The sequence below is a fragment of the Bradyrhizobium sp. HKCCYLRH3059 genome (genome assembly GCF_051168035.1).
In the GTDB taxonomy this organism is placed as follows: Bacteria; Pseudomonadota; Alphaproteobacteria; order Rhizobiales; family Xanthobacteraceae; genus Bradyrhizobium.
This window is the reverse complement of the sequence record NZ_JBNPUF010000005.1, coordinates 514575-532333: the sequence shown is the minus strand read 5'-3', so window position 1 is coordinate 532333 and position 17759 is coordinate 514575. Positions and strand designations below refer to the sequence as shown.

The window sequence follows — 17759 nt, the reverse complement described above, 5'->3', positions numbered from 1 at the left end:
GATGACAAACGATAAGCCTGACCCGTCCCCTGCCCGCCCCGCATCCTCGCGGCGGACGCTGCTCGCGGCCGGTGCCGTGGCGGTGGTCGCCGTGGCCGGCATCGCGGCGGTGACCCTTGGCGGATTGCTGAAGGGACGGCCGGCGGGCGACCAGGCCTGTCAGGCGGCGGTCGACACCGCCAAGCGGATCGCACCGCTGATCAAGGGCGAGGTGGCGGCGCTGACGGCGGCAACAGTGCCGCTGCGGCTGCCGGATCTCGCCTTCGAGGACGGCACGGGGGCAGCGAAGAAGCTGTCGGATTTCCGCGGCAAGACGGTGCTATTGAACCTGTGGGCGACCTGGTGCGTGCCCTGCCGCAAGGAGATGCCGGCGCTGGACGGGCTGCAGGCCAAGCTCGGCAGCGACGCCTTCCAGGTGGTCGCGGTCAACATCGACACCCGCGACCCGGAGAAGCCGAAGACGTTCCTCGCCGACGCCAAGCTGACGCAGCTCACCTATTTCAGTGACCCGAAGGCCAAGGTGTTCCAGGATCTGAAGGCGGTCGGCCGCGCGCTGGGGATGCCGACCTCGGTGCTGGTCGACGGCAATGGCTGCGAGATCGCGACCATCGCGGGTCCCGCCGAGTGGGACAGCGCCGACGCGGTCAAGCTGATCCAGGCGGCGACATCGAAGGCCGCCGCGGGAATCTAATCGGGAGAACTCAGGCGGCGATGTTGAGGTTGCCGCCGACGCCGGGGCCGGCATTGGCGAGCGACAATGTCTGCTGCGCGCCGCCGAGCAGCGTCAGCACCGCATCCTTCTGGGCGTTCAGGTTCTGCTTCAGCACCGACGTGGCGACCTGCTGCTGTGTCGCACTCGCCTGCTGCGCCATGACCGCAGCCACCAAGCTCATGTCCATACGCGCTTACCTCGCTAGCGGCACGCTAACCGAGGAGCCTTAACGAAGCGTATCGGTCGAGCCCGGCGGCGGTAAAATCAGCGGGTCGGCACCGGCTTGGGGCCACGATAGTCGTAGAAGCCGCGCTGCGTCTTGCGACCGAGCCAGCCGGCCTCGACATATTTCACCAGCAGCGGGCACGGCCGGTATTTGGAATCCGCCAGCCCCTCGTGCAGCACCTGCATGATGGACAGACAGGTATCCAGACCGATGAAATCGGCCAGCTCGAGCGGCCCCATCGGGTGATGCGCGCCGAGCTTCATCGCCGCATCGATCGCCTCGACATTACCCACGCCCTCGTAGAGCGTGTAGATCGCCTCGTTGATCATCGGCAGCAGCACGCGGTTGACGATGAAGGCCGGGAAGTCCTCGGAAACGGCGACCTGCTTGCCGAGCCGGCCGACGAACTCCTTGGCCGCCTCGAAGGTGGCGTCGTCGGTGGCGATGCCGCGGATCAGCTCGACCAGCTCCATCAGCGGAACCGGGTTCATGAAATGAATGCCGATGAAGCGCTCGGGGCGATCGGTGCAGGCGGCGAGCCGGGTGATCGAGATCGACGAGGTGTTGGAGGCGATGATCGCCTCCGGCTTCAGCACCGCGCAGAGATCGTGGAAGATCTTGCGCTTGACGTCCTCCTTCTCGATCGCGGTCTCGATGACGAGATCGCAATCGGCGAGGCCATCGAGGGTTTCGCTGATCGAGATATGGCCGAGCGCCTGGTTGCGGGCGTCCTCGGAGATCACCTTCTTCGCGACCTGGCGGGTCAGATTGCCGTTGATGGTCGCCATGCCCGATTTCAACCGGTCGGCAGTGACGTCGTTGAGCACCACGTCGAGGCCGGCCAGCGCGGCAACGTGCGCGATGCCGTTGCCCATCTGTCCTGCGCCGATCACTCCGAGCTTGTTGATCTGAGCCATGTTGTCATCCACCCGAACGGCACGCCTGCTGCGCCCGCCCATGCCCTTGGAAGTGAGAACACCGGCCGCCGCGGTCCCACGCGGCCGGTGCCAGCAGCGTTATTTGCCGAGCTTGCCGAGCGCCTCGGTCAGCTCCGGAACCGCCTGGTAGAGATCGGCCACCAAACCGTAATCGGCCACCTGGAAGATCGGCGCGTCCTCGTCCTTGTTGATCGCGACGATCACCTTGGAGTCCTTCATGCCGGCCAGATGCTGAATGGCGCCTGAAATGCCGACCGCGACATACAGTTCCGGCGCGACCACCTTGCCGGTCTGGCCGACCTGCCAGTCGTTCGGCGCATAGCCGGCATCGACCGCGGCGCGCGAGGCGCCGACGCCGGCGCCGAGCTTGTCGGCGAGCGGCTCGATGTACTTGGCGAAGTTCTCGCGGCTCTGCATCGCGCGGCCGCCGGAGACGATGATCTTGGCCGAGGTCAGCTCGGGACGATCGCTCTTGGCGACCTCCTCGCCGACGAAGGTCGACAGCGCCGGATCGCCGGCGGCCGCCACGGTCTCGACCGACGCGCTGCCGCCCTCGCCTGCGGCGGCGAAGGTCGAGGTGCGCACGGTGATGACCTTCTTGGCGTCCTTCGACTTCACGGTCTGGATCGCGTTGCCGGCATAGATCGGCCGCTCGAACGTGTCGGGCGCGACGACCTTGATGATTTCCGACACCTGCATCACGTCGAGCAAAGCGGCGATGCGCGGCATCACGTTCTTGAAGCGCGAGGTCGCGGGCGCGACGATCGCGTCGTAGTTCGCGGCGAGCTTGACGACGAGGTCGGCGAGCGGCTCGGCGAGATCATGCGCGTAGGCCGCATCATCGGCGAGCAGCACCTTCTTGACACCGGCGAGCTTGGCGGCGGCTTCGGCCGCAGCCTTGGCGCCCTGGCCCGCGACCAGCACGTCGACATCGGCGCCGAGGGCTGTCGCCGCCGTCAGCGCCTTGTTGGTCGCGTCCTTGATGGATGCATTGTCGTGTTCGGCAATCAGCAGCGTGGCCATCAGAGCACCCCCGCCTCGGTCTTGAGTTTGTTGACGAGCTCGGCGACGTCCTTGACCTTGACGCCGGCCTTGCGGCCCGCCGGCTCGGTGGTCTTGAGCACTTCGAGCCGCGGCGTGAGATCGACACCGGTGTCGGCCGCCGTCTTCTCGGCGATCGGCTTCTTCTTCGCCTTCATGATGTTCGGCAGCGACGCGTAGCGCGGCTCGTTGAGGCGAAGGTCGGTGGTGACGATCGCCGGCCCCTTGAGCTTCACGGTCTGCAGGCCGCCGTCGACCTCGCGGGTGACCTTGAAATCGGAGCCCTCGACCTCGAGCTTGGAGGCGAAGGTCGCCTGCGCCCAGCCCAGCAGCGCGGCCAGCATCTGGCCGGTCTGGTTGGAATCGTCGTCGATCGCCTGCTTGCCGAGGATGATCAGACCCGGCTGCTCGTCCTGCGCCACGGCTTTGAGGATCTTCGCGACCGCCAGCGGTTCCACGTTGCCCTCGGCCTTGACCAGGATGCCGCGGTCGGCGCCCATCGCGAGCGCGGTGCGGATCGTCTCGGACGCCTGCGCGGGCCCGATCGAGACCACCACCACCTCGGTCGCCTTGCCGGCTTCCTTCAGCCGCAGCGCTTCCTCGACGGCGATCTCGTCGAACGGATTCATCGACATCTTGACGTTGGCGAGCTCAACGCCCGATCCGTCGCTCTTGACGCGGACCTTGACGTTGTAATCGACCACCCGCTTGACCGGCACCAGAACCTTCATCGATCCTCTTTCGCTCTAAATTGTCCGGGGTTGACCTTTCGGGCGCGGAACCTAAAGCCCCCGTACCCCCCGGTCAACGCGCGAGGGGGAAAAAACGCAGGCCCGCACGCCCCCGCGTTAACGGTTTTGCGGGTTAACGGTTTTGGCCCGGCACCCACAACACGTCGCCGGCGCCGTTCCGGTTTGCCGCCCGGCTGGCCACGAACAGGAAATCCGACAACCGGTTCATATAACGAATAGCGGCCTCGCTGACCGGCTCGTCAGGCTTGCCGGCGAGTTCCGTCATGATCCGTTCCGCCCTGCGGCAAATGGTACGCGCCACATGCAGATGCGCCGCCGCCGCAGTCCCTCCGGGCAGCACGAACGACGTCAGCGGCGAGAGCCGCTCGTTCAGCGTATCGATGTCGCGCTCCAGGCGGTCGACCTGGCTCGCGACGACGCGCAGCCGCTCCGCCTTGCCCTCGCGCTGCGGCACGGCGAGATCGGCGCCGAGGTCGAACAGATCGTTCTGGATCAGGCCGAGCATCGCATCGATCTCGGGCGCATCGGCCAGATGCAGCCGGACCACGCCGATCGCAGCGTTGGTCTCGTCAACGGTTCCATAGGCGGAGACGCGCAGATCGTACTTGGGACGCCGCTCGCCATTGCCGAGCGCGGTCGTACCGTCGTCACCTGTCCGTGTGTAGATGCGATTCAGGACCACCATGCTGCGTTCTCAACGTCCGTTTCTCGACGCCTCGGCGTCTCGGTCTCAGCGCCCCATTGCCCAGATCGCCGCCATGGCAACGACGATCGCGACGAACTGCAGGATCACCCGCCAGCGCATCAGCTTCTGCGACAGGTTCGGCGAGCCGCCGCGCGTCATGTTGACGAGGCCGAGAAACAGCACCAGGGCGACCGCGCCAACGGCGATGGGAAGGATGAATTTACCAAGAAGTGAAGCCATCGGTGCTAGATAACACCGCAAACGCAAGAGCGCCATGGCGGATCCGCGCAGCCGGCGCTGCAACTTCTGGCTTTTGGACCCGTAATATCGGATTGTACAAATCACGTTCTTTCGCGGAGTGCAGGGACAGGTGAAGGCGCTTCGCTACATCTTCCACGTCGTCATGGACGCGTTCTACACCTTCCTCGCCGACGACGGCTGGGCGATCGCCAGCCATATCGCGCTGTCGACCCTGATGGCGCTGTTTCCCTTCCTGATCGTCCTGACCTCGCTCGCCGGCTTTCTCGGCTCCAAGGACCTGGCCGACCAGGCCGCCACCTTGATGCTCGAGACTTGGCCGGCGCAGGTGGCGGATGCGCTGACCGGCGAGATCCACGACGTGCTGACCACGACCCGGACCGATGCGCTGACCATCGGCGCCGTGCTCGCGGTCTACTTCGCCTCGAACGGCGTCGAGGCGCTGCGGGTCGCGCTCAACCGCGCCTACGGCGTGATCGAACAGCGCCGCTGGTACTGGCTGCGGCTGGAATCGATCGGCTATACCCTGGTCGCCGCGTTCACGGCGCTGGCGATGTCGTTCCTGATCGTGCTCGGCCCGCTGATGCTCGCCACCGCCCGGCGCTACCTGCCGCTGGCGGTCGAAGCCAACGAGCGCTTCGTCAACCTGACGCGCTACGGCATCACCATCAGCGCGCTGGTCGTCGCGCTGTTCATCCTGCACGCCTGGCTGCCGGCGGGGCGGCGCAGCTTCATGCAGATCCTGCCCGGCATCGTCTTCACCTTCATCGCCTCGCTGGTGTCAGGGATCGTGTTCGGCCAGTACCTGGCGCGCTTCGCCAACAACTACGTCACGATGTATGCAGGGCTCGCATCGGTGATCATCGCACTGGTGTTCCTGTATTTCATCGCCGCGATCTTCGTGTATGGCGGCGAATTGAACGCTTCGATCATCAAGTCGCGGCTGCCGCGCGGCGTGTCGCTCCAAGAAGCGCAGTCGCTAGAGCCCGCGGCGAAACGGGCTTGAGCAGGAACGCGTCCGCGCCGGCAGCCCGCGAGGCCGCCTCGTCCTCGCCGCGTCCGGACACGCCGATGATCGGGATGGTCCCGTGGGGCGCGTCCAGCTTGCGAATGCGAGCAATCGCCTCGACGCCGTTGATGCCGGGCAGCACCATGTCCATCAGCACCGCATCGTAATTGCCGGCCGCGATCCGCTCCGGCGCCGCCTCGCCGCGGCCAATGAACTCGGCCTGGTGGCCGAGTTCATTGAGGATGGTGTTGAGCACCACGCGGCCGAACGGATTGTCCTCCACCCCGAGGATCCGCAGGGGCCGCGTCGGCGCGAGGGCGACACCATCTTCCGATCCGCCGGCGGTGGCGTGCGGTGTAGCCGCAACGGTCAGCGTCACCGTCAGGGTGAAGGTCGTGCCGCCGCCTTCATGCGGCGCCACTGCGACATCGCCGCCCATGGCGCGCGCCAGTTGCCGGACCGAGGACAGTCCGAGTCCGGCCCCGCCGAAGCGCGAGGCAATCGAAACATTGGCTTGGCTGAACGGCCGGAACAGCCGCTTGATCTCCTTCAGGGTCAGGCCGATGCCCGAATCCGAGACGTGGAAGGCGATCGCGGCGCTGCCCCTGCCCGCGCCTCGGCCTGCGCCCCTGCTCGGCTTGCCGCGACCGCCGCGGCGTGCCGGAACGACCTCCAGCGCCACGCCCCCCTGCTCGGTGAACTTCACCGCATTGTCGATCAGGTTCTCGAGCGCAGCGCGCAGCCGCACGGGGTCGCCGATCACGAGTCCCGGCAAGTCGTCGGAAACGTGGACCTTGACATCCAGCCCCTTGGCGGCGGCGCGGCCCGACAGCGAGTCTCCGGCGGCCCGCGCCAGCACGCGCAGATCGAACAGATCCTCACGCGGCAGCGCGCCGGTGGTCTCGTCCTTGGCGGCATCGACGAACAGGGTGGCGAGGCTCGACAGATGCTCCGCGCCGGCCTTGATCGTATCGACCCAGCGCCGCTCGCGCTCGCCAAGCTCGGAGGTGGCGAGCAGGTCGCTGATGGCGAGAATGCCAGTCAGCGGCGTGCGCACTTCATGGGCGAACACCGCCAGCGCGGCTTCGACGACTCCTGGTGATCCAGCGGCAGCCTTGGGCGCGGACTTCGCGGTCTCGGGCTTCCTCACTCCGGACTTGGCCGCGCTTCGCCGGCTCCCCGCCATCGCCGTGACCTGAGGAACGTGCTTCTTGAGCGGTCGCGCCTTGGTGCGCTCCTTGGCCGGCGCCGCCTTCGCGGCCCTGGTCTTCTGCGTTTGTGTCTTCGGCGCTTGTGCTGCGGACGACGGCATCCTCGGGGATGTCGTCCTGGAGGGCGCCTTTTCCGCGGGCGCTCTGGACGCGCCGGCGGACCTGGGCGCAGCCGGCTTGGCCGGTCGGGCCCGACGCCCCGTACTCATCTTCCGAACGCGCTTCATCATGGCCCCTGTGACATGAACTCCGAAAAACGAAGGGGCACTTGTACTGTCATGTCTCGTCGTGCCGCTTTCGATTGAAGCTCCCGATTACCCGCGCCATTGAGCAGCATGGCACGGTCGTTTCCGGGTGTCACGATGCCCCGGAGGTTGTCCCCGCCGGAAACGTGGGGAGACATCAGGGCTTGCGGCAGGACGCGGCTAGACCATGCCGACCCTGTGTCGGATTTCCGCCGGCGAGACGCCTTCCGCACGCAAGGCGCGCAATCCCGTCGCCCGGGAGGACTTGGACAGCTTGTGGCCCTGCTCGTCGCGAATCAGTTGGTGATGCCGATAGGCCGGAGCCGGCAGGCCGAGCAGGACCTGCAGCAGCCGGTGCACGCTGGTGGCATGAAACAGGTCCTGCCCACGCACCACCTCGGTCACCCCCTGCAGGGCATCGTCGAGCACGACGGAGAGGTGATAACTGGTCGGCGTCTCCTTGCGCGCCAGAACCACATCCCCCCAGGCCTCCGGCCTTGCTTCGACCCTGCCACTCTCGCCCGAAGGCCCGGCGCCATGCTCGTCCCAGGCCGGCCGGCCGGCGCGCGCGACCGCGGCGGCCATGTCGAGCCGCAAGGCATAGGGCGCGCCGCTGGCCATCAGTGCCGCACGGCGCGCCTCGGAGAGCGAGGTCGCCGTCCCCGGATAGAGCGGCGCGCCATCCGGATCGCGCGGCCAAGCCCCCTCTGCATCCCGTTGCGCGACCATCCGCGCGGCCTCGGCCCGGCTCTCGAAGCTCGGATAGACCAGCCCCATGCCCCGCAGCCGGTCCAGCGCAGCGCGGTACTCGGCAAGGTGCTCCGATTGCCGCCGCACCGGCTGCTCCCAGGCGATGCCGAGCCAGGCGAGGTCCTCATAGATCGCCTGCTCGAACTCGGGGCGGCAGCGGGTCGGATCGATGTCCTCGATGCGCAGCAGCAAGCGGCCGCCGCTCCGCTGCGCGCATTGGAAGTTCAACAGCGCCGAAAAAGCGTGGCCGAGATGCAGATAGCCGTTGGGGCTGGGGGCAAATCGGAAAACGGGTGGCATCATGATGAGTTCGACGCCACAGAGCCCTGCGCCTCTCCTGCCTGCGTTTCGCGTTCCAGACGCTCGACCACGGTCCGATAGAAGTGCTCTGCCTGCTGCATCATCTCGGCCGTACTGCTGCGGCATTCGCTGAAGGCCGACCGGGCCAGCTCGAACTCGGCATCGACGAACGCGGCCACCACGGGCGGCAGCGGTGCGATGCCGAGCTCGCGGGTCGAGGCTTTCCGCTGCATCAGCTCGGCCACCTCCGCCTGCAAGGCCGCGGGCGGATCGCACTCCGCCATCAAGGTCGGAAAATGCATCGGCGCCACCGCTTCCCTTGGGTGCAGGCGCAGCCAGCGCAGCGTCGCGGCTGGCCGCAGCGCGTAGAAGATCTTCTTCTGCGCAACCTCCGTGCCGTCGCCGAAATACGCGCGGCGTTGCCGTTCACCGAGATGCAGATAGTGCCGCGCCACGGCATCGCGGCTCGCCACGCTCCTGGCGAAGGCGAGAAAGTCATCACGAAACCAAGCGGAGCCACGATACACCACCGGCGACCGCAGCCATTCGATGATGACCGCATTGCCCTTCAGCAGCAGCTGTACCGCCTTGGCCAGGTCCCAGCCGTTGGCGTCGTAATCATCTTCGAGCGGAAACTCGATGACGTCGCGCACCGGCCATGGCTTGATATGATCGGCGGCGCGCCGCACATAGACGAAACGGCAATCATAGTCGCTGTCGGGCGAGGCAAAGCCCCAGGCGCGGCTGCCGCTCTCGATGGCGAGCGGCAGAAACACGCCGTACTCGGCAACGACGCGATCCAGCAGGGAGTCGATCCCGGCGACCTTGTGGCGGGCCATGTCGGAGGGGATGCTACGCAAGCTCATGAGAGTTCCAGCCGTGACTGATGCTGCCTTAGCCCTGGGCCTTCCTGCCGTCCACCCGGCGCGACATGGCCCAGCCTTGCGTTCGGCGACGCCATGACCCTTCACCTCGACAGCCAAGCCGTTCTCGAGGACGCGATCCGCGACCTGGTGAAGCAGGACGCGCGGCTGGCGCCCGTCCTCGAAGCGACCGGCATGCCGGCGCTCCGGAGGCGTGAGCCGGGCTTCGCCGGGATCGCCCACATCGTCTGCGGCCAGCAGCTCTCGACCGCGAGCGCGGCCGCGATCTGGGGCCGGCTGCAGGCGGCATTCGATCCGTTCGATGCCGACGCCGTCCGCCGCGCCCGCGCCGACCGGCTGGGACGGCTCGGCCTCTCTGCCGCCAAGATCAAGACGCTGAAGCACATCGCGCGCGAGCTCGGCGCCGGGCGGCTGAACCTCGACGTGCTCGCCAATGAGGACGCCGACGCCGCGCACGCCACCCTGACCGCCCTGCCCGGCATCGGGCCGTGGACCGCCGACGTCTACCTGCTGTTCTGCCTCGGCCATGGCGACGCCTGGCCGTCCGGCGACCTCGCCGTGCAGGAGGCGGTCAAGGTCGGGCTCGGGCTTGCGACGCGGCCTACGGCCAAGCAGATGATGCCGCTGGCCGAAGCGTGGCGCCCGCTGCGCGGCGCGGCGGCGCACCTGTGGTGGAGCTATTACCGCGTCGTCAAGAAGCGCGAGGGCGTGATCACGCCGGCGAACTAACAACTCCGGCGAACGCCGTTTCAAACAAAGTTGGGGTTGCAAAACGGTCATCGATGTCGGCCAGGATCGCGCCACGACGCACAGCAAACGAACGGCCGAGGTCTTCATCATGCAATCGTCCGATTTCATCGTCGCGCGCGGCGATCTGCAGCAGTGCAAGACGATCGCCACCGAGCTTCCCGATGGCGACGCGCTTCCTGCCGAGGCGCTGCTGGTGAAGGTCGACCGCTTCGCCTTCACCGCCAACAACATCACCTACGCGCTGCTCGGCGAGCAGTTGAAATATTGGCAACTGTTTCCCGCGCCCGACGGCTTCGGCATCATTCCCGTATGGGGCTTCGGCAACGTGATCGCGTCCCGCCATCCTGCCGTCGCCGAAGGCCAGCGCCTGTTCGGCTACTTCCCGATGGCGACGCATCTCGTCATCGAGGCCGCCGACGTCGGCAAGCGCGGCCTGCGCGACGCGGCCGCGCACCGCCAGGGCGTCGCGCCGGTCTACAACGCCTATGCGCGGGTGGGCGACGATCCCGCCTTTGCCGGACGGCAAGGCGATGATCAGGCGCTGCTGCGCCCGCTGTTCATGCTGTCGTTCCTGGTCGACGACTTTCTCGCCGAACAGGCCCATTTCGGCGCCACAACCGTCATCCTGTCCTCGGCCTCGAGCAAGACCGCGTTCGGACTCGCCCACCTCCTGCATACGCGGCGCAAGGGCATCCGCGTGATCGGGCTGACCTCGCCATCGAATGCCGCCTTCGTCCGCTCGCTCGGCTGCTACGACGAGGTCGTGACCTACGACGCGGTCGACATGCTCGACGCGAGGTCGCGCGCGGCGTTCGTCGACATGGCCGGCAACGCCAGCCTCCGCGCCGCGCTGCATCGGCACTACGGCGACAACCTCGTCTATTCCGGCCGCGTCGGGCTGACGCATCAGGACGGCAGCGATGACGCAGAGGTGCTTCCCGGTGCCCCGCCCACCTGGTTCTTCGCACCCGACCAGATCAGGAAGCGTGCCAGGGAATGGGGACCCGGCGGCATCGAAGGCCGGCTCGGCGCGGCGTGGCGGGACTTCGCTCCGCGGCTCGACGGCTGGCTCACGATCACGGAAGGACGCGGACCGGAGGCCGTACAGCGCGTCTATCTCGACACCTTGCAAGGTCATATTCCGCCGCATGAGGGCCACATGCTGACGATGGCGACGTAAGCAGGTTTTCACCCGCGACCAAACCCGTGTAGCGTTGTCCGGACCGAGGTTGCGCAGAGGCAGGGAGGCGAGGCGATGTCCATTCTCGGAACGGGCAATTACAGCTATCGCGTCGTCAAGGACTGGGCCAAGCTGCCCGAGGGCTGGGCGCTCACCGACGTCGCCTCGGTTGCCGTTGACAGCAAGGATCGCGTCTACGCCTTCAATCGCGGCGCCCATCCGATGATCGTGTTCGACCGCGACGGCAATTTCATCAAGAGCTGGGGCGAGGGCCTGTTCAGTCGCGCCCACGGCTTGTCGATCGACAGCGAGGACAATCTCTACTGCACCGACGATGGCGACCACACCGTGCGCAAATGCACGGATGACGGCAAGGTGCTGCTGACCATCGGCCTGCCGGAGCGTCCGGCGCCATTCATGAGCGGCGAGCCGTTCAACCGCTGCACCCACACCGCGCTGTCGCCCTCGGGCGAGATCTACGTTTCCGACGGCTACGGCAATGCGCGGGTCCACAAATACACACCCGACGGCCGGCTGATCCGCAGCTGGGGCGAGCCTGGCTCCGATCCCGGCCAGTTCAACATCGTTCACAACATCGCGACCGATGCCGACGGTTTTGTCTATGTCGCCGATCGCGAGAACCACCGCATCCAGATCTTCGACGGCGACGGCCGCTACGAGACGCAGTGGAACAATCTGCATCGGCCCTGCGCGCTGTGCGCCTGCGGCGCGGGGCGCAAGACCTTCATCATCGGCGAGCTCGGCCCCGGCATGCCGGTCAACCTCAACGTTCCCAATCTCGGACCGCGGCTGACCATCACCGACGCCACCGGCCAGCGCATCGCCCGGCTCGGCGGCGAGCACGGTCCGGGCCTGGAAACCGGCCGCTTCCTGGCCCCGCACGGCCTCGCCATTGACAGCCGCGGCGACATCTATGTCGGCGAGGTCGGCGTCTCCAACTGGAGCACGAGCTTCCCGGACCGGCCGATGCCGGACGAGGTCAGGATCCACCGCTGCCTGCAGAAGCTGGAGCGGGTCCCGGGCTGACCTTGGTCGTCCTGCTGGTCGTCGTCGCGCCGGAAGAGATGCAACTGATTTGCAGTGCGGCGATCGGGCGCTCTGCCACGGTTCTGACGCGCTTTGGACGGCAGCTCCAAAGGCGGGAGAAGCCATGTCAAGCCATTCTTGGGGCTTCACAATCCCGTCACGCTGCATGTAGTATGTCAGGGCATGCTGCTTCGCAGCCGTTATGGAGGCCAGGAGCGTTACTTGAACGCACATGTCTCGCAAGGCGGTTGGCCGGTGTTGGTGCTGAACGCGGACTTCCGGCCGCTGAGTTACTACCCGCTGTCTCTCTGGTCGTGGCAAGACGCGATCAAGGCAGTGTTTCTCGATCGCGTCAACATTGTCGAATACTACGACCGCGCGATCCGAAGTCCGTCCTTCGAAATCCAGCTGCCCAGCGTGGTTTCGCTGAAATCCTTCGTAAAGCCGTCGACGCATCCGGCCTTCACCCGCTTCAACGTCTTCCTCCGCGACCGTTTCGCCTGCCAGTACTGCCACTCCGGCGACGACCTGACCTTCGATCACGTCATCCCCCGCAGCAAGGGTGGCCAGACCACCTGGGAGAACGTCGTCGCCGCCTGCTCGCCCTGCAATCTGAAGAAGGGCAATCTGACGCCACAGCAGGCCAAGATGTTCCCCAAGCAGGCGCCCTATGCGCCAACCGTCCACCAGCTCCATCGCAACGGCCGGCTGTTCCCGCCGAACTACCTGCACGACAGCTGGCTCGACTATCTCTATTGGGACACCGAGCTCGATCCGTAGCGGATCGGCCCGTTGTCGGTGTTGATGCTGGACATCGCCCCGGCGGCGGCGACATGCTGCTCTCGCTGGAGTCTGCGAACGCCCGGCCGCCAGATCCGCAGGCCCGAACGGCCCGGCCGTCCGGCCATATATCGGACTGGATTAACTCCACTTTAGGTCCCTGTTCAGCATGCTCGCGCGTTGCCGCATGGGCCGCCGCCATGGCTGCCCGCTTCCGTCACCGATCCAGCAGGGCCGTCCGTTCCGCGCATGCAGACCGCAACCACCGAGTGCAAAGCGGCGGCGCTCGCGAAAGCCCAGGCAGCCAGCTCGCTGCAGAACATTTCCCTCACGATGTTCGCCAATGTGGCGATCGCAACGTCGCTGGCGCTGCTGCTGTATCTCAGGGAGGGCGGCACCCTCATCTTCTGGTGGCTGGGCGCAGCCATCGTCTTCGCCGCGTTCCGCGCCGGATGGGTGTCGTACCTGAAATCGTCCGGACGGATCGAGCGCGATCCACAGCGCGTGCTGCGCAATCTCACCATCATGGCTTTCGCCAGCGGCGTGCTGTGGGCGATCGTCCCGATCGCACTGCCGGCCTTCTCCCACGCGCACAACGTCAACGACGTCGTCTTCATCATGGCCGGCACCACCACCGGGGCCATCATCCAGAGTCTCGCCTATTCGAGGATGGCGATCGCGTTCGGCGCGCCGCTGATGGGCGCGACCGTGCTGCGGATGCTGATCTCGGGCAGCGACGTCGACTACATCGTCGCGGTCGACGTCGCCTTCCTGACCTTCATGCTGTTCCGCGCAGCGCGGCTCGGCGAGCGCAACTTCATCGCGAGCCAGAAGACCGCCATCGAGGCGACCGTGCTGGCGGAATCCGTCGCCGAGGCCAACCACGCTTTGGAGCGTCTGGTTCGCACGGACTCGCTCACCGGGCTCGCCAACCGCAGCCATTTCCGCACCGTGGCCGCCGCGGCGTGCCGTTCCGGACGCGGGGTCGCATTCCTCCTGATCGACGTCGACAACTTCAAGACCATCAACGACGCGCGCGGCCACGATGCCGGCGACCGGGTCATTCAGGCCATCGCCGCGCTGCTGCAATCCGCCTGCCGCGGCGACGATCTGCCGGTCCGCCTGGGCGGCGATGAGTTCGTCGTCGTCATGCAGGGCGACGACGTGGCGAGCCGGTCCGTCGCACTCGCCGAATGGCTGATGGCCGCCCTCGCGCAGCCGCTCGCGATCGCGGGCCAGGTGCTGCCCGTCAGCTGCTCGATCGGCATCGCGGCGCATGCGGAAGGCCCGATCGATCTGGAAGAGCTCTCCGCCCGCGCCGACGTCGCGCTCTATCGCGCCAAGGACGACGGCCGCGCCTGCATGCGCGTGTTCGACGCCAAGATGCAGTCCGAGCTGACGCTGCAGCGCCGGCTCGACGCCGAACTGCCCGCCGCGCTGGCCCGCCGCGAGCTCCACGTCGAATTCCAGCCCCAGGTCGCGATGGCCACGCAGGAGGTCATCGGCTTCGAGGCGCTGCTGCGCTGGAAGCACCCGAGCGCCGGACTGATCCCGCCGCCGGACATCGTGTCCGCGGCGATCCGGTTGCGCCTGTCCGGCCAGCTCACGGAGTTCGTGGGCGAGCGCGTCTGCGCGTTCCTGCGCGCGCTCGACCGCAAGAAGGCGCACGGCATCCGGGTATCGATCAACGTCTCGCCGCGGGAATTCCCGCTTCACTCGCCGGCGCAGACCCTCAAGACCGTCTCCGAGCGCTACGGCGTCGATCCCCACCGGATCGAGATCGAGGTGACCGAAGAGGCGATGTTCGATCCCAAGCGCTGCGCCGACGAATTGAAGCTGATCGACCAATACGGCTTTGGTCTTGCGATCGACGATTTCGGCGTCGGCCATTCCTCGATCGCGAACCTGATGGCGGTCGAGATCGACACCATCAAGATCGACCGCTCCTTCATCCACGGCATCGCCGGCAACCGACGGGATCAGCAGCTCGTCGCCGCCATCACCGCGGTGGCGCTGCCGCTCGGCCACCGCATGATCGCCGAGGGCGTCGAGAGCGAGGCGGACGCCGAGTGCCTTCGCATGCTCGGCTGCTCCTACGGACAGGGCTGGCTGTATGGCAAGCCGATGAAGGAGGACGACGCCATCGCGTGGCTCGTCCAGCATCGCAGCGGTGCTGCTGCCGCGGTCGAGCGCTTGCCGCGCAGCGCGTAGGTGCTGCGCGGACGTCGCGCTCACGGATGGACCAGCACATCGGCAAGACCATGGGCAAGGCTCGGTCCGAAGGCGCCGGCCCAGGCGGCTGCGATGACGAGGACGAGGCCGGGGACGAGGCGCAGGGCGAAGGACGACCCGCCGCTGGTCCACGCCACCACGATCTTGCTGATCGTGTTCGCCGACAGCGCCGCGAGCACCGGAGCCACGGCATCGGCGGCGCCGATCTTGCCCGACGCGGCAAGCGCAGCCGCGGCCACCGCCGGCGCATGGGTATCGACGAGACCGGCGACGGCAGCGCTCGCCACCAGGCCGGCTTCGCCGAACGCCTCGCGCAACGCGGCCGAGAGCACCAGCACCGCAGAGATCGTCAGCGCCAGCAACAGCGCGCCCGGCAGGCTGAAGGCGTGTCCGGGCGGCAGGTCGGCGGAACCGCTCTGCCGCAAGCCGACGATCGTGAAGATCGCGCCGTAGATCGCCGCCGCCGCGCCGGCACAGAGCAGCGGGACCAGCAGCGCCTGCAGCGCGGGAAGGCTGGTGACGGCCAGCACCGCGGCGAGCTGGGCGATGGTCGCGACGGTCGACAATGCCGCGCCGGCGGCCGCGGCGCCGCCAAGCTCCGGCGCCTTGCGCGCCCGTGCGCCCATCGCGCCGATCGTGGCCGTGCTGGAGACGAAGCCCGAGGCGAAGCCGGACACGGCGAGCCCGCCGCGTGCGCCGAGCAGACGCATCGAGGCATGTCCGGCGGCACCGATCGCCATCATCAGGACGACGAGCGTCCAGATGCTGCGCAGGTTGAGCGCGCCGTACGGACCGATCGGCTGATCCGGGAGCAGAGGCAGCACGACCAGCGTGGCCGCGGCAAAGATCAGGCCGTCCTTGAGCTCGCTCTCGCTGAGCACCGAACGGACGAAGTCGTGCAGCACCGGCCGGGCCGCCAACAGCACCGCCAGCACGACGGCGACGCCCGCCGCCAGAGCAGGTTGCTCGGTGGCGAGGCCGCCGAGCAGGACGGTCAGGATCAGCGCCGCCTCCGAGGTCAGTCCCGGATCGTCGCTGCGCGAACGCCAATAGGCGATCGCCGTGAGGACCATGATTCCAGCGGTGACGACGGCCAGCAGCAGCTTGCCGCCGATCAGCATGCTCACCGCGCCGGCCAGCGACGCGACCGCAAAGGTCCGCAAGCCCGCGGGCGAGCGCCCGGGCCCCTCGCCCTTGCGGCGCTCGCGCTCCAAGCCGATCAGCAACCCGATGCCGAGCGCGACGACGATCGCGATGATCGCGGGACTGAGGCTCATGAGATCCGGCATCGACATGGTCCTACGTCAAACCGCCAGGTCTGCGCCGGGGGACATCGGGCAACCCGGTACATCGCCGCAAGGTTTCCCATCGGTCCGCTCAGGCCGCGACGAACGCGCTGACGATCATCAGCATACACGTGATGAGACCAAGTGCGGGGACCCATAGCGGCACCCGCACATGGGCGGCATCCGATCCGATGCGCCGGATGCGGATACGGAGCAGGCACAGATTGACGATGGCGAAGATCGTCAGCGTCGCGAGCGAGGTGCCTTCCGCCAGCCGCTCCAGCGGGAAGGCCAGCGCGAGGATCGCGACCGCCAGCATGACGAGGCCGGTTGCGATCAGCGGCGTTCCGGTGCGCGGATCGACGCGGCCGGCGATGCGCGGCAGGTCGCCCTGCCCCGCCATGCCATAGACGACGCGCGCCGTCATCGTCATCTGGGCGAGAACGGTGTTGAGCGTGGACACGATCGCAATCGCGGTGAAGGTGGCGGGGCTGATGCCTGCGACGGCATTGAACACCAGGCTGAGCGGCGCCGGAGAGGCCGACAGCACGCCCGGCGCCACGGCGGTCACCGCGATCGCAGCAATCAGCACATACAGCACGGAGGTGATCAGCAGCGTGAGCGCCATCGCCCACGGAATGCTTCGCTGCGGGCTCTTGGCCTCCTCCACGACGTTGGCGAGGTCCTCAAAGCCGACGAAGGCGAAGAACGCGAGCAGGCCGGCGAAGGTGATGCCGGAGAGAACGCCGAGATCGAGCGGCGGCGGCGTCAGCAAGGCAGGGCCGAACGCGACGCCGGAGTGAACGGCCGAGACGACGATCCACACCAGTCCGCCGGTCTCGATCAAGGTCAGCAGTCCGGCGAGCATCACCGATTCGAGAATGCCCCAGGACGCCACAATGCCGAGCGCGACCACGATGGCCGTCGCGATCAGCGGCGTCGGCAGATCGATCAGTTGCCGGATGTAGCCGGCGCCGCCGAGCGTCACCGCGGCCGCCGCGATGATGCCGGTGGCGAGCCGCAGCGAGCCGACCGCCGTCGAGAGCAGCCGCGACTTGAAGGCCGCGCGGACATAGGCGGCCTCGCCGGCGCTCACGGGATAGCGGGTCGCAAGCTCGGCATAGGAGGCGGCGGTGAACGCCATCACGAAGGCCGCCAGCGCAAAGGCCCAGGAGGAATGGACTCCTGCATGACCGGCGACCGCGCCGATCAGGACATAGATGCCGGCCCCGACGGTCACACCCGTGCCGTAGAGGACCAGCAGCGGCAGTCCGAGCCGCCGCCGCAAGCCAGATGGAGGCACGATTGGATCTTGCGGCACCACGACGTCCATTCTTGATCACAACGAACAACAGAGTTGTAGGGGCTTAAGGGAGCAAGCGCGAGCGCTCTTGATCCCGGTCAATCCGGAGCGCGCGCCCGCGGCCGGCTGCTGCGGCATTCGGCCGCCGGGCCTTCTTCGCGAGGCGCGTT

The 17759-nt window shown here is 67.4% G+C and carries 18 protein-coding genes; 7 read left to right on the top strand and 11 right to left on the bottom strand.

Annotated elements, in window-relative coordinates:
* Position 1: 1 nt before the first annotated feature.
* Positions 2–691: a thiol:disulfide interchange protein TlpA gene (tlpA, locus tag ACQR13_RS18930; protein ID WP_434842352.1), complete on the top strand. Its 690-nt coding sequence runs from the start codon at positions 2–4 to the stop codon at positions 689–691.
* 10 nt (positions 692–701) lie between these two features.
* Here tlpA and ACQR13_RS18925 read toward each other — a convergent pair whose 3' ends face one another.
* From ACQR13_RS18925 to ACQR13_RS18900, 6 genes are all read right to left on the bottom strand, one after another.
* Positions 702–899: a putative motility protein gene (locus ACQR13_RS18925; protein WP_315718145.1), complete on the bottom strand. Its 198-nt coding sequence runs from the start codon at positions 897–899 to the stop codon at positions 702–704.
* Between the two features lie 77 nt (positions 900–976).
* The gene (locus ACQR13_RS18920; RefSeq protein WP_315718147.1) at positions 977–1855 is read right to left on the bottom strand and encodes a 3-hydroxybutyryl-CoA dehydrogenase; all 879 of its coding nucleotides are present in this window, start codon (positions 1853–1855) and stop codon (positions 977–979) included.
* 99 nt (positions 1856–1954) lie between these two features.
* Positions 1955–2899, bottom strand: a complete 945-nt coding sequence (locus ACQR13_RS18915) for an electron transfer flavoprotein subunit alpha/FixB family protein (protein WP_315718148.1) — start codon at positions 2897–2899, stop codon at positions 1955–1957.
* Entirely contained in the window at positions 2899–3648 is a 750-nt protein-coding gene (locus ACQR13_RS18910; protein WP_315718150.1) for an electron transfer flavoprotein subunit beta/FixA family protein, read from the bottom strand. Before ACQR13_RS18910 ends, ACQR13_RS18915 begins: the two co-directional genes overlap by 1 nt.
* Positions 3649–3781: 133 nt before the next feature.
* Entirely contained in the window at positions 3782–4354 is a 573-nt protein-coding gene (locus ACQR13_RS18905; protein WP_315736202.1) for a cob(I)yrinic acid a,c-diamide adenosyltransferase, read from the bottom strand.
* A gap of 45 nt (positions 4355–4399) precedes the next feature.
* Positions 4400–4594, bottom strand: a complete 195-nt coding sequence (locus tag ACQR13_RS18900; RefSeq protein WP_315718162.1) for a twin transmembrane helix small protein — start codon at positions 4592–4594, stop codon at positions 4400–4402.
* A 130-nt stretch (positions 4595–4724) separates the two neighbouring features.
* On the opposite strand from ACQR13_RS18900, the gene ACQR13_RS18895 reads away from it, so the two are divergent.
* Positions 4725–5618 carry a YihY/virulence factor BrkB family protein gene (locus tag ACQR13_RS18895; RefSeq protein ID WP_315718152.1) on the top strand — a complete coding sequence of 298 codons (894 nt, stop codon included), beginning with the start codon at positions 4725–4727 and terminating at the stop codon, positions 5616–5618.
* Here the strand turns inward: ACQR13_RS18895 and ACQR13_RS18890 are convergent.
* From ACQR13_RS18890 to ACQR13_RS18880, 3 genes are all read right to left on the bottom strand, one after another.
* Positions 5545–6699, bottom strand: coding sequence for an ATP-binding protein (locus ACQR13_RS18890; RefSeq protein ID WP_409999241.1), 1155 nt, complete (start codon positions 6697–6699; stop codon positions 5545–5547). The two genes, ACQR13_RS18895 and ACQR13_RS18890, sit on opposite strands and share 74 nt — an antisense overlap.
* Positions 6700–7257: 558 nt before the next feature.
* Positions 7258–8127 carry a tRNA glutamyl-Q(34) synthetase GluQRS gene (gene gluQRS / locus ACQR13_RS18885; RefSeq protein ID WP_434863112.1) on the bottom strand — a complete coding sequence of 290 codons (870 nt, stop codon included), beginning with the start codon at positions 8125–8127 and terminating at the stop codon, positions 7258–7260.
* The gene (locus ACQR13_RS18880) at positions 8127–8993 is read right to left on the bottom strand and encodes a nucleotidyltransferase domain-containing protein (protein ID WP_316186177.1); all 867 of its coding nucleotides are present in this window, start codon (positions 8991–8993) and stop codon (positions 8127–8129) included. Before ACQR13_RS18880 ends, gluQRS begins: the two co-directional genes overlap by 1 nt.
* A 93-nt stretch (positions 8994–9086) precedes the next feature.
* On the opposite strand from ACQR13_RS18880, the gene ACQR13_RS18875 reads away from it, so the two are divergent.
* The 5 genes from ACQR13_RS18875 to ACQR13_RS18855 all read left to right on the top strand — a co-directional run bounded on the left by ACQR13_RS18875 (position 9087) and on the right by ACQR13_RS18855 (position 14979).
* Entirely contained in the window at positions 9087–9740 is a 654-nt protein-coding gene (locus tag ACQR13_RS18875) for a DNA-3-methyladenine glycosylase family protein (protein WP_316193849.1), read from the top strand.
* 109 nt (positions 9741–9849) lie between these two features.
* Positions 9850–10941: a DUF2855 family protein gene (locus ACQR13_RS18870; RefSeq protein WP_315753877.1), complete on the top strand. Its 1092-nt coding sequence runs from the start codon at positions 9850–9852 to the stop codon at positions 10939–10941.
* Between the two features lie 75 nt (positions 10942–11016).
* Complete coding sequence (locus ACQR13_RS18865; protein WP_315753879.1) at positions 11017–11988, top strand: peptidyl-alpha-hydroxyglycine alpha-amidating lyase family protein; 972 nt, start codon at positions 11017–11019, stop codon at positions 11986–11988.
* 222 nt (positions 11989–12210) lie between these two features.
* A complete protein-coding gene (locus tag ACQR13_RS18860) occupies positions 12211–12768 on the top strand; it encodes an HNH endonuclease (protein WP_006610584.1) in 558 nt (185 codons plus the stop codon).
* Positions 12769–13017: 249 nt separating this feature from the next.
* A complete protein-coding gene (locus tag ACQR13_RS18855; RefSeq protein WP_434863090.1) occupies positions 13018–14979 on the top strand; it encodes a putative bifunctional diguanylate cyclase/phosphodiesterase in 1962 nt (653 codons plus the stop codon).
* 20 nt (positions 14980–14999) lie between these two features.
* On the opposite strand, the gene ACQR13_RS18850 is transcribed toward ACQR13_RS18855, so the two are convergent.
* Together ACQR13_RS18850 and ACQR13_RS18845 are read right to left on the bottom strand one after the other, a co-directional pair.
* Entirely contained in the window at positions 15000–16295 is a 1296-nt protein-coding gene (locus tag ACQR13_RS18850; protein ID WP_316202569.1) for an MgtC/SapB family protein, read from the bottom strand.
* A gap of 82 nt (positions 16296–16377) precedes the next feature.
* Positions 16378–17589, bottom strand: a complete 1212-nt coding sequence (locus ACQR13_RS18845; RefSeq protein ID WP_316202568.1) for an APC family permease — start codon at positions 17587–17589, stop codon at positions 16378–16380.
* Between the last annotated feature and the right edge of the window lie 170 nt (positions 17590–17759).

Bases quoted from the DNA above. Each gene is read 5' to 3' on its own strand.
- tlpA (WP_434842352.1), top strand. From the start codon at position 2: ATGACAAACGATAAGCCTGACCCGTCCCCTGCCCGCCCCGCATCCTCG.
- ACQR13_RS18925 (WP_315718145.1), bottom strand. From the start codon at position 899: ATGGACATGAGCTTGGTGGCTGCGGTCATGGCGCAGCAGGCGAGTGCG.
- ACQR13_RS18920 (WP_315718147.1), bottom strand. From the start codon at position 1,855: ATGGCTCAGATCAACAAGCTCGGAGTGATCGGCGCAGGACAGATGGGC.
- ACQR13_RS18915 (WP_315718148.1), bottom strand. From the start codon at position 2,899: ATGGCCACGCTGCTGATTGCCGAACACGACAATGCATCCATCAAGGAC.
- ACQR13_RS18910 (WP_315718150.1), bottom strand. From the start codon at position 3,648: ATGAAGGTTCTGGTGCCGGTCAAGCGGGTGGTCGATTACAACGTCAAG.
- ACQR13_RS18905 (WP_315736202.1), bottom strand. From the start codon at position 4,354: ATGGTGGTCCTGAATCGCATCTACACACGGACAGGTGACGACGGTACG.
- ACQR13_RS18900 (WP_315718162.1), bottom strand. From the start codon at position 4,594: ATGGCTTCACTTCTTGGTAAATTCATCCTTCCCATCGCCGTTGGCGCG.
- gluQRS (WP_434863112.1), bottom strand. From the start codon at position 8,127: ATGCCACCCGTTTTCCGATTTGCCCCCAGCCCCAACGGCTATCTGCAT.
- ACQR13_RS18880 (WP_316186177.1), bottom strand. From the start codon at position 8,993: ATGAGCTTGCGTAGCATCCCCTCCGACATGGCCCGCCACAAGGTCGCC.
- ACQR13_RS18875 (WP_316193849.1), top strand. From the start codon at position 9,087: ATGACCCTTCACCTCGACAGCCAAGCCGTTCTCGAGGACGCGATCCGC.
- ACQR13_RS18870 (WP_315753877.1), top strand. From the start codon at position 9,850: ATGCAATCGTCCGATTTCATCGTCGCGCGCGGCGATCTGCAGCAGTGC.
- ACQR13_RS18865 (WP_315753879.1), top strand. From the start codon at position 11,017: ATGTCCATTCTCGGAACGGGCAATTACAGCTATCGCGTCGTCAAGGAC.
- ACQR13_RS18855 (WP_434863090.1), top strand. From the start codon at position 13,018: ATGCAGACCGCAACCACCGAGTGCAAAGCGGCGGCGCTCGCGAAAGCC.
- ACQR13_RS18850 (WP_316202569.1), bottom strand. From the start codon at position 16,295: ATGTCGATGCCGGATCTCATGAGCCTCAGTCCCGCGATCATCGCGATC.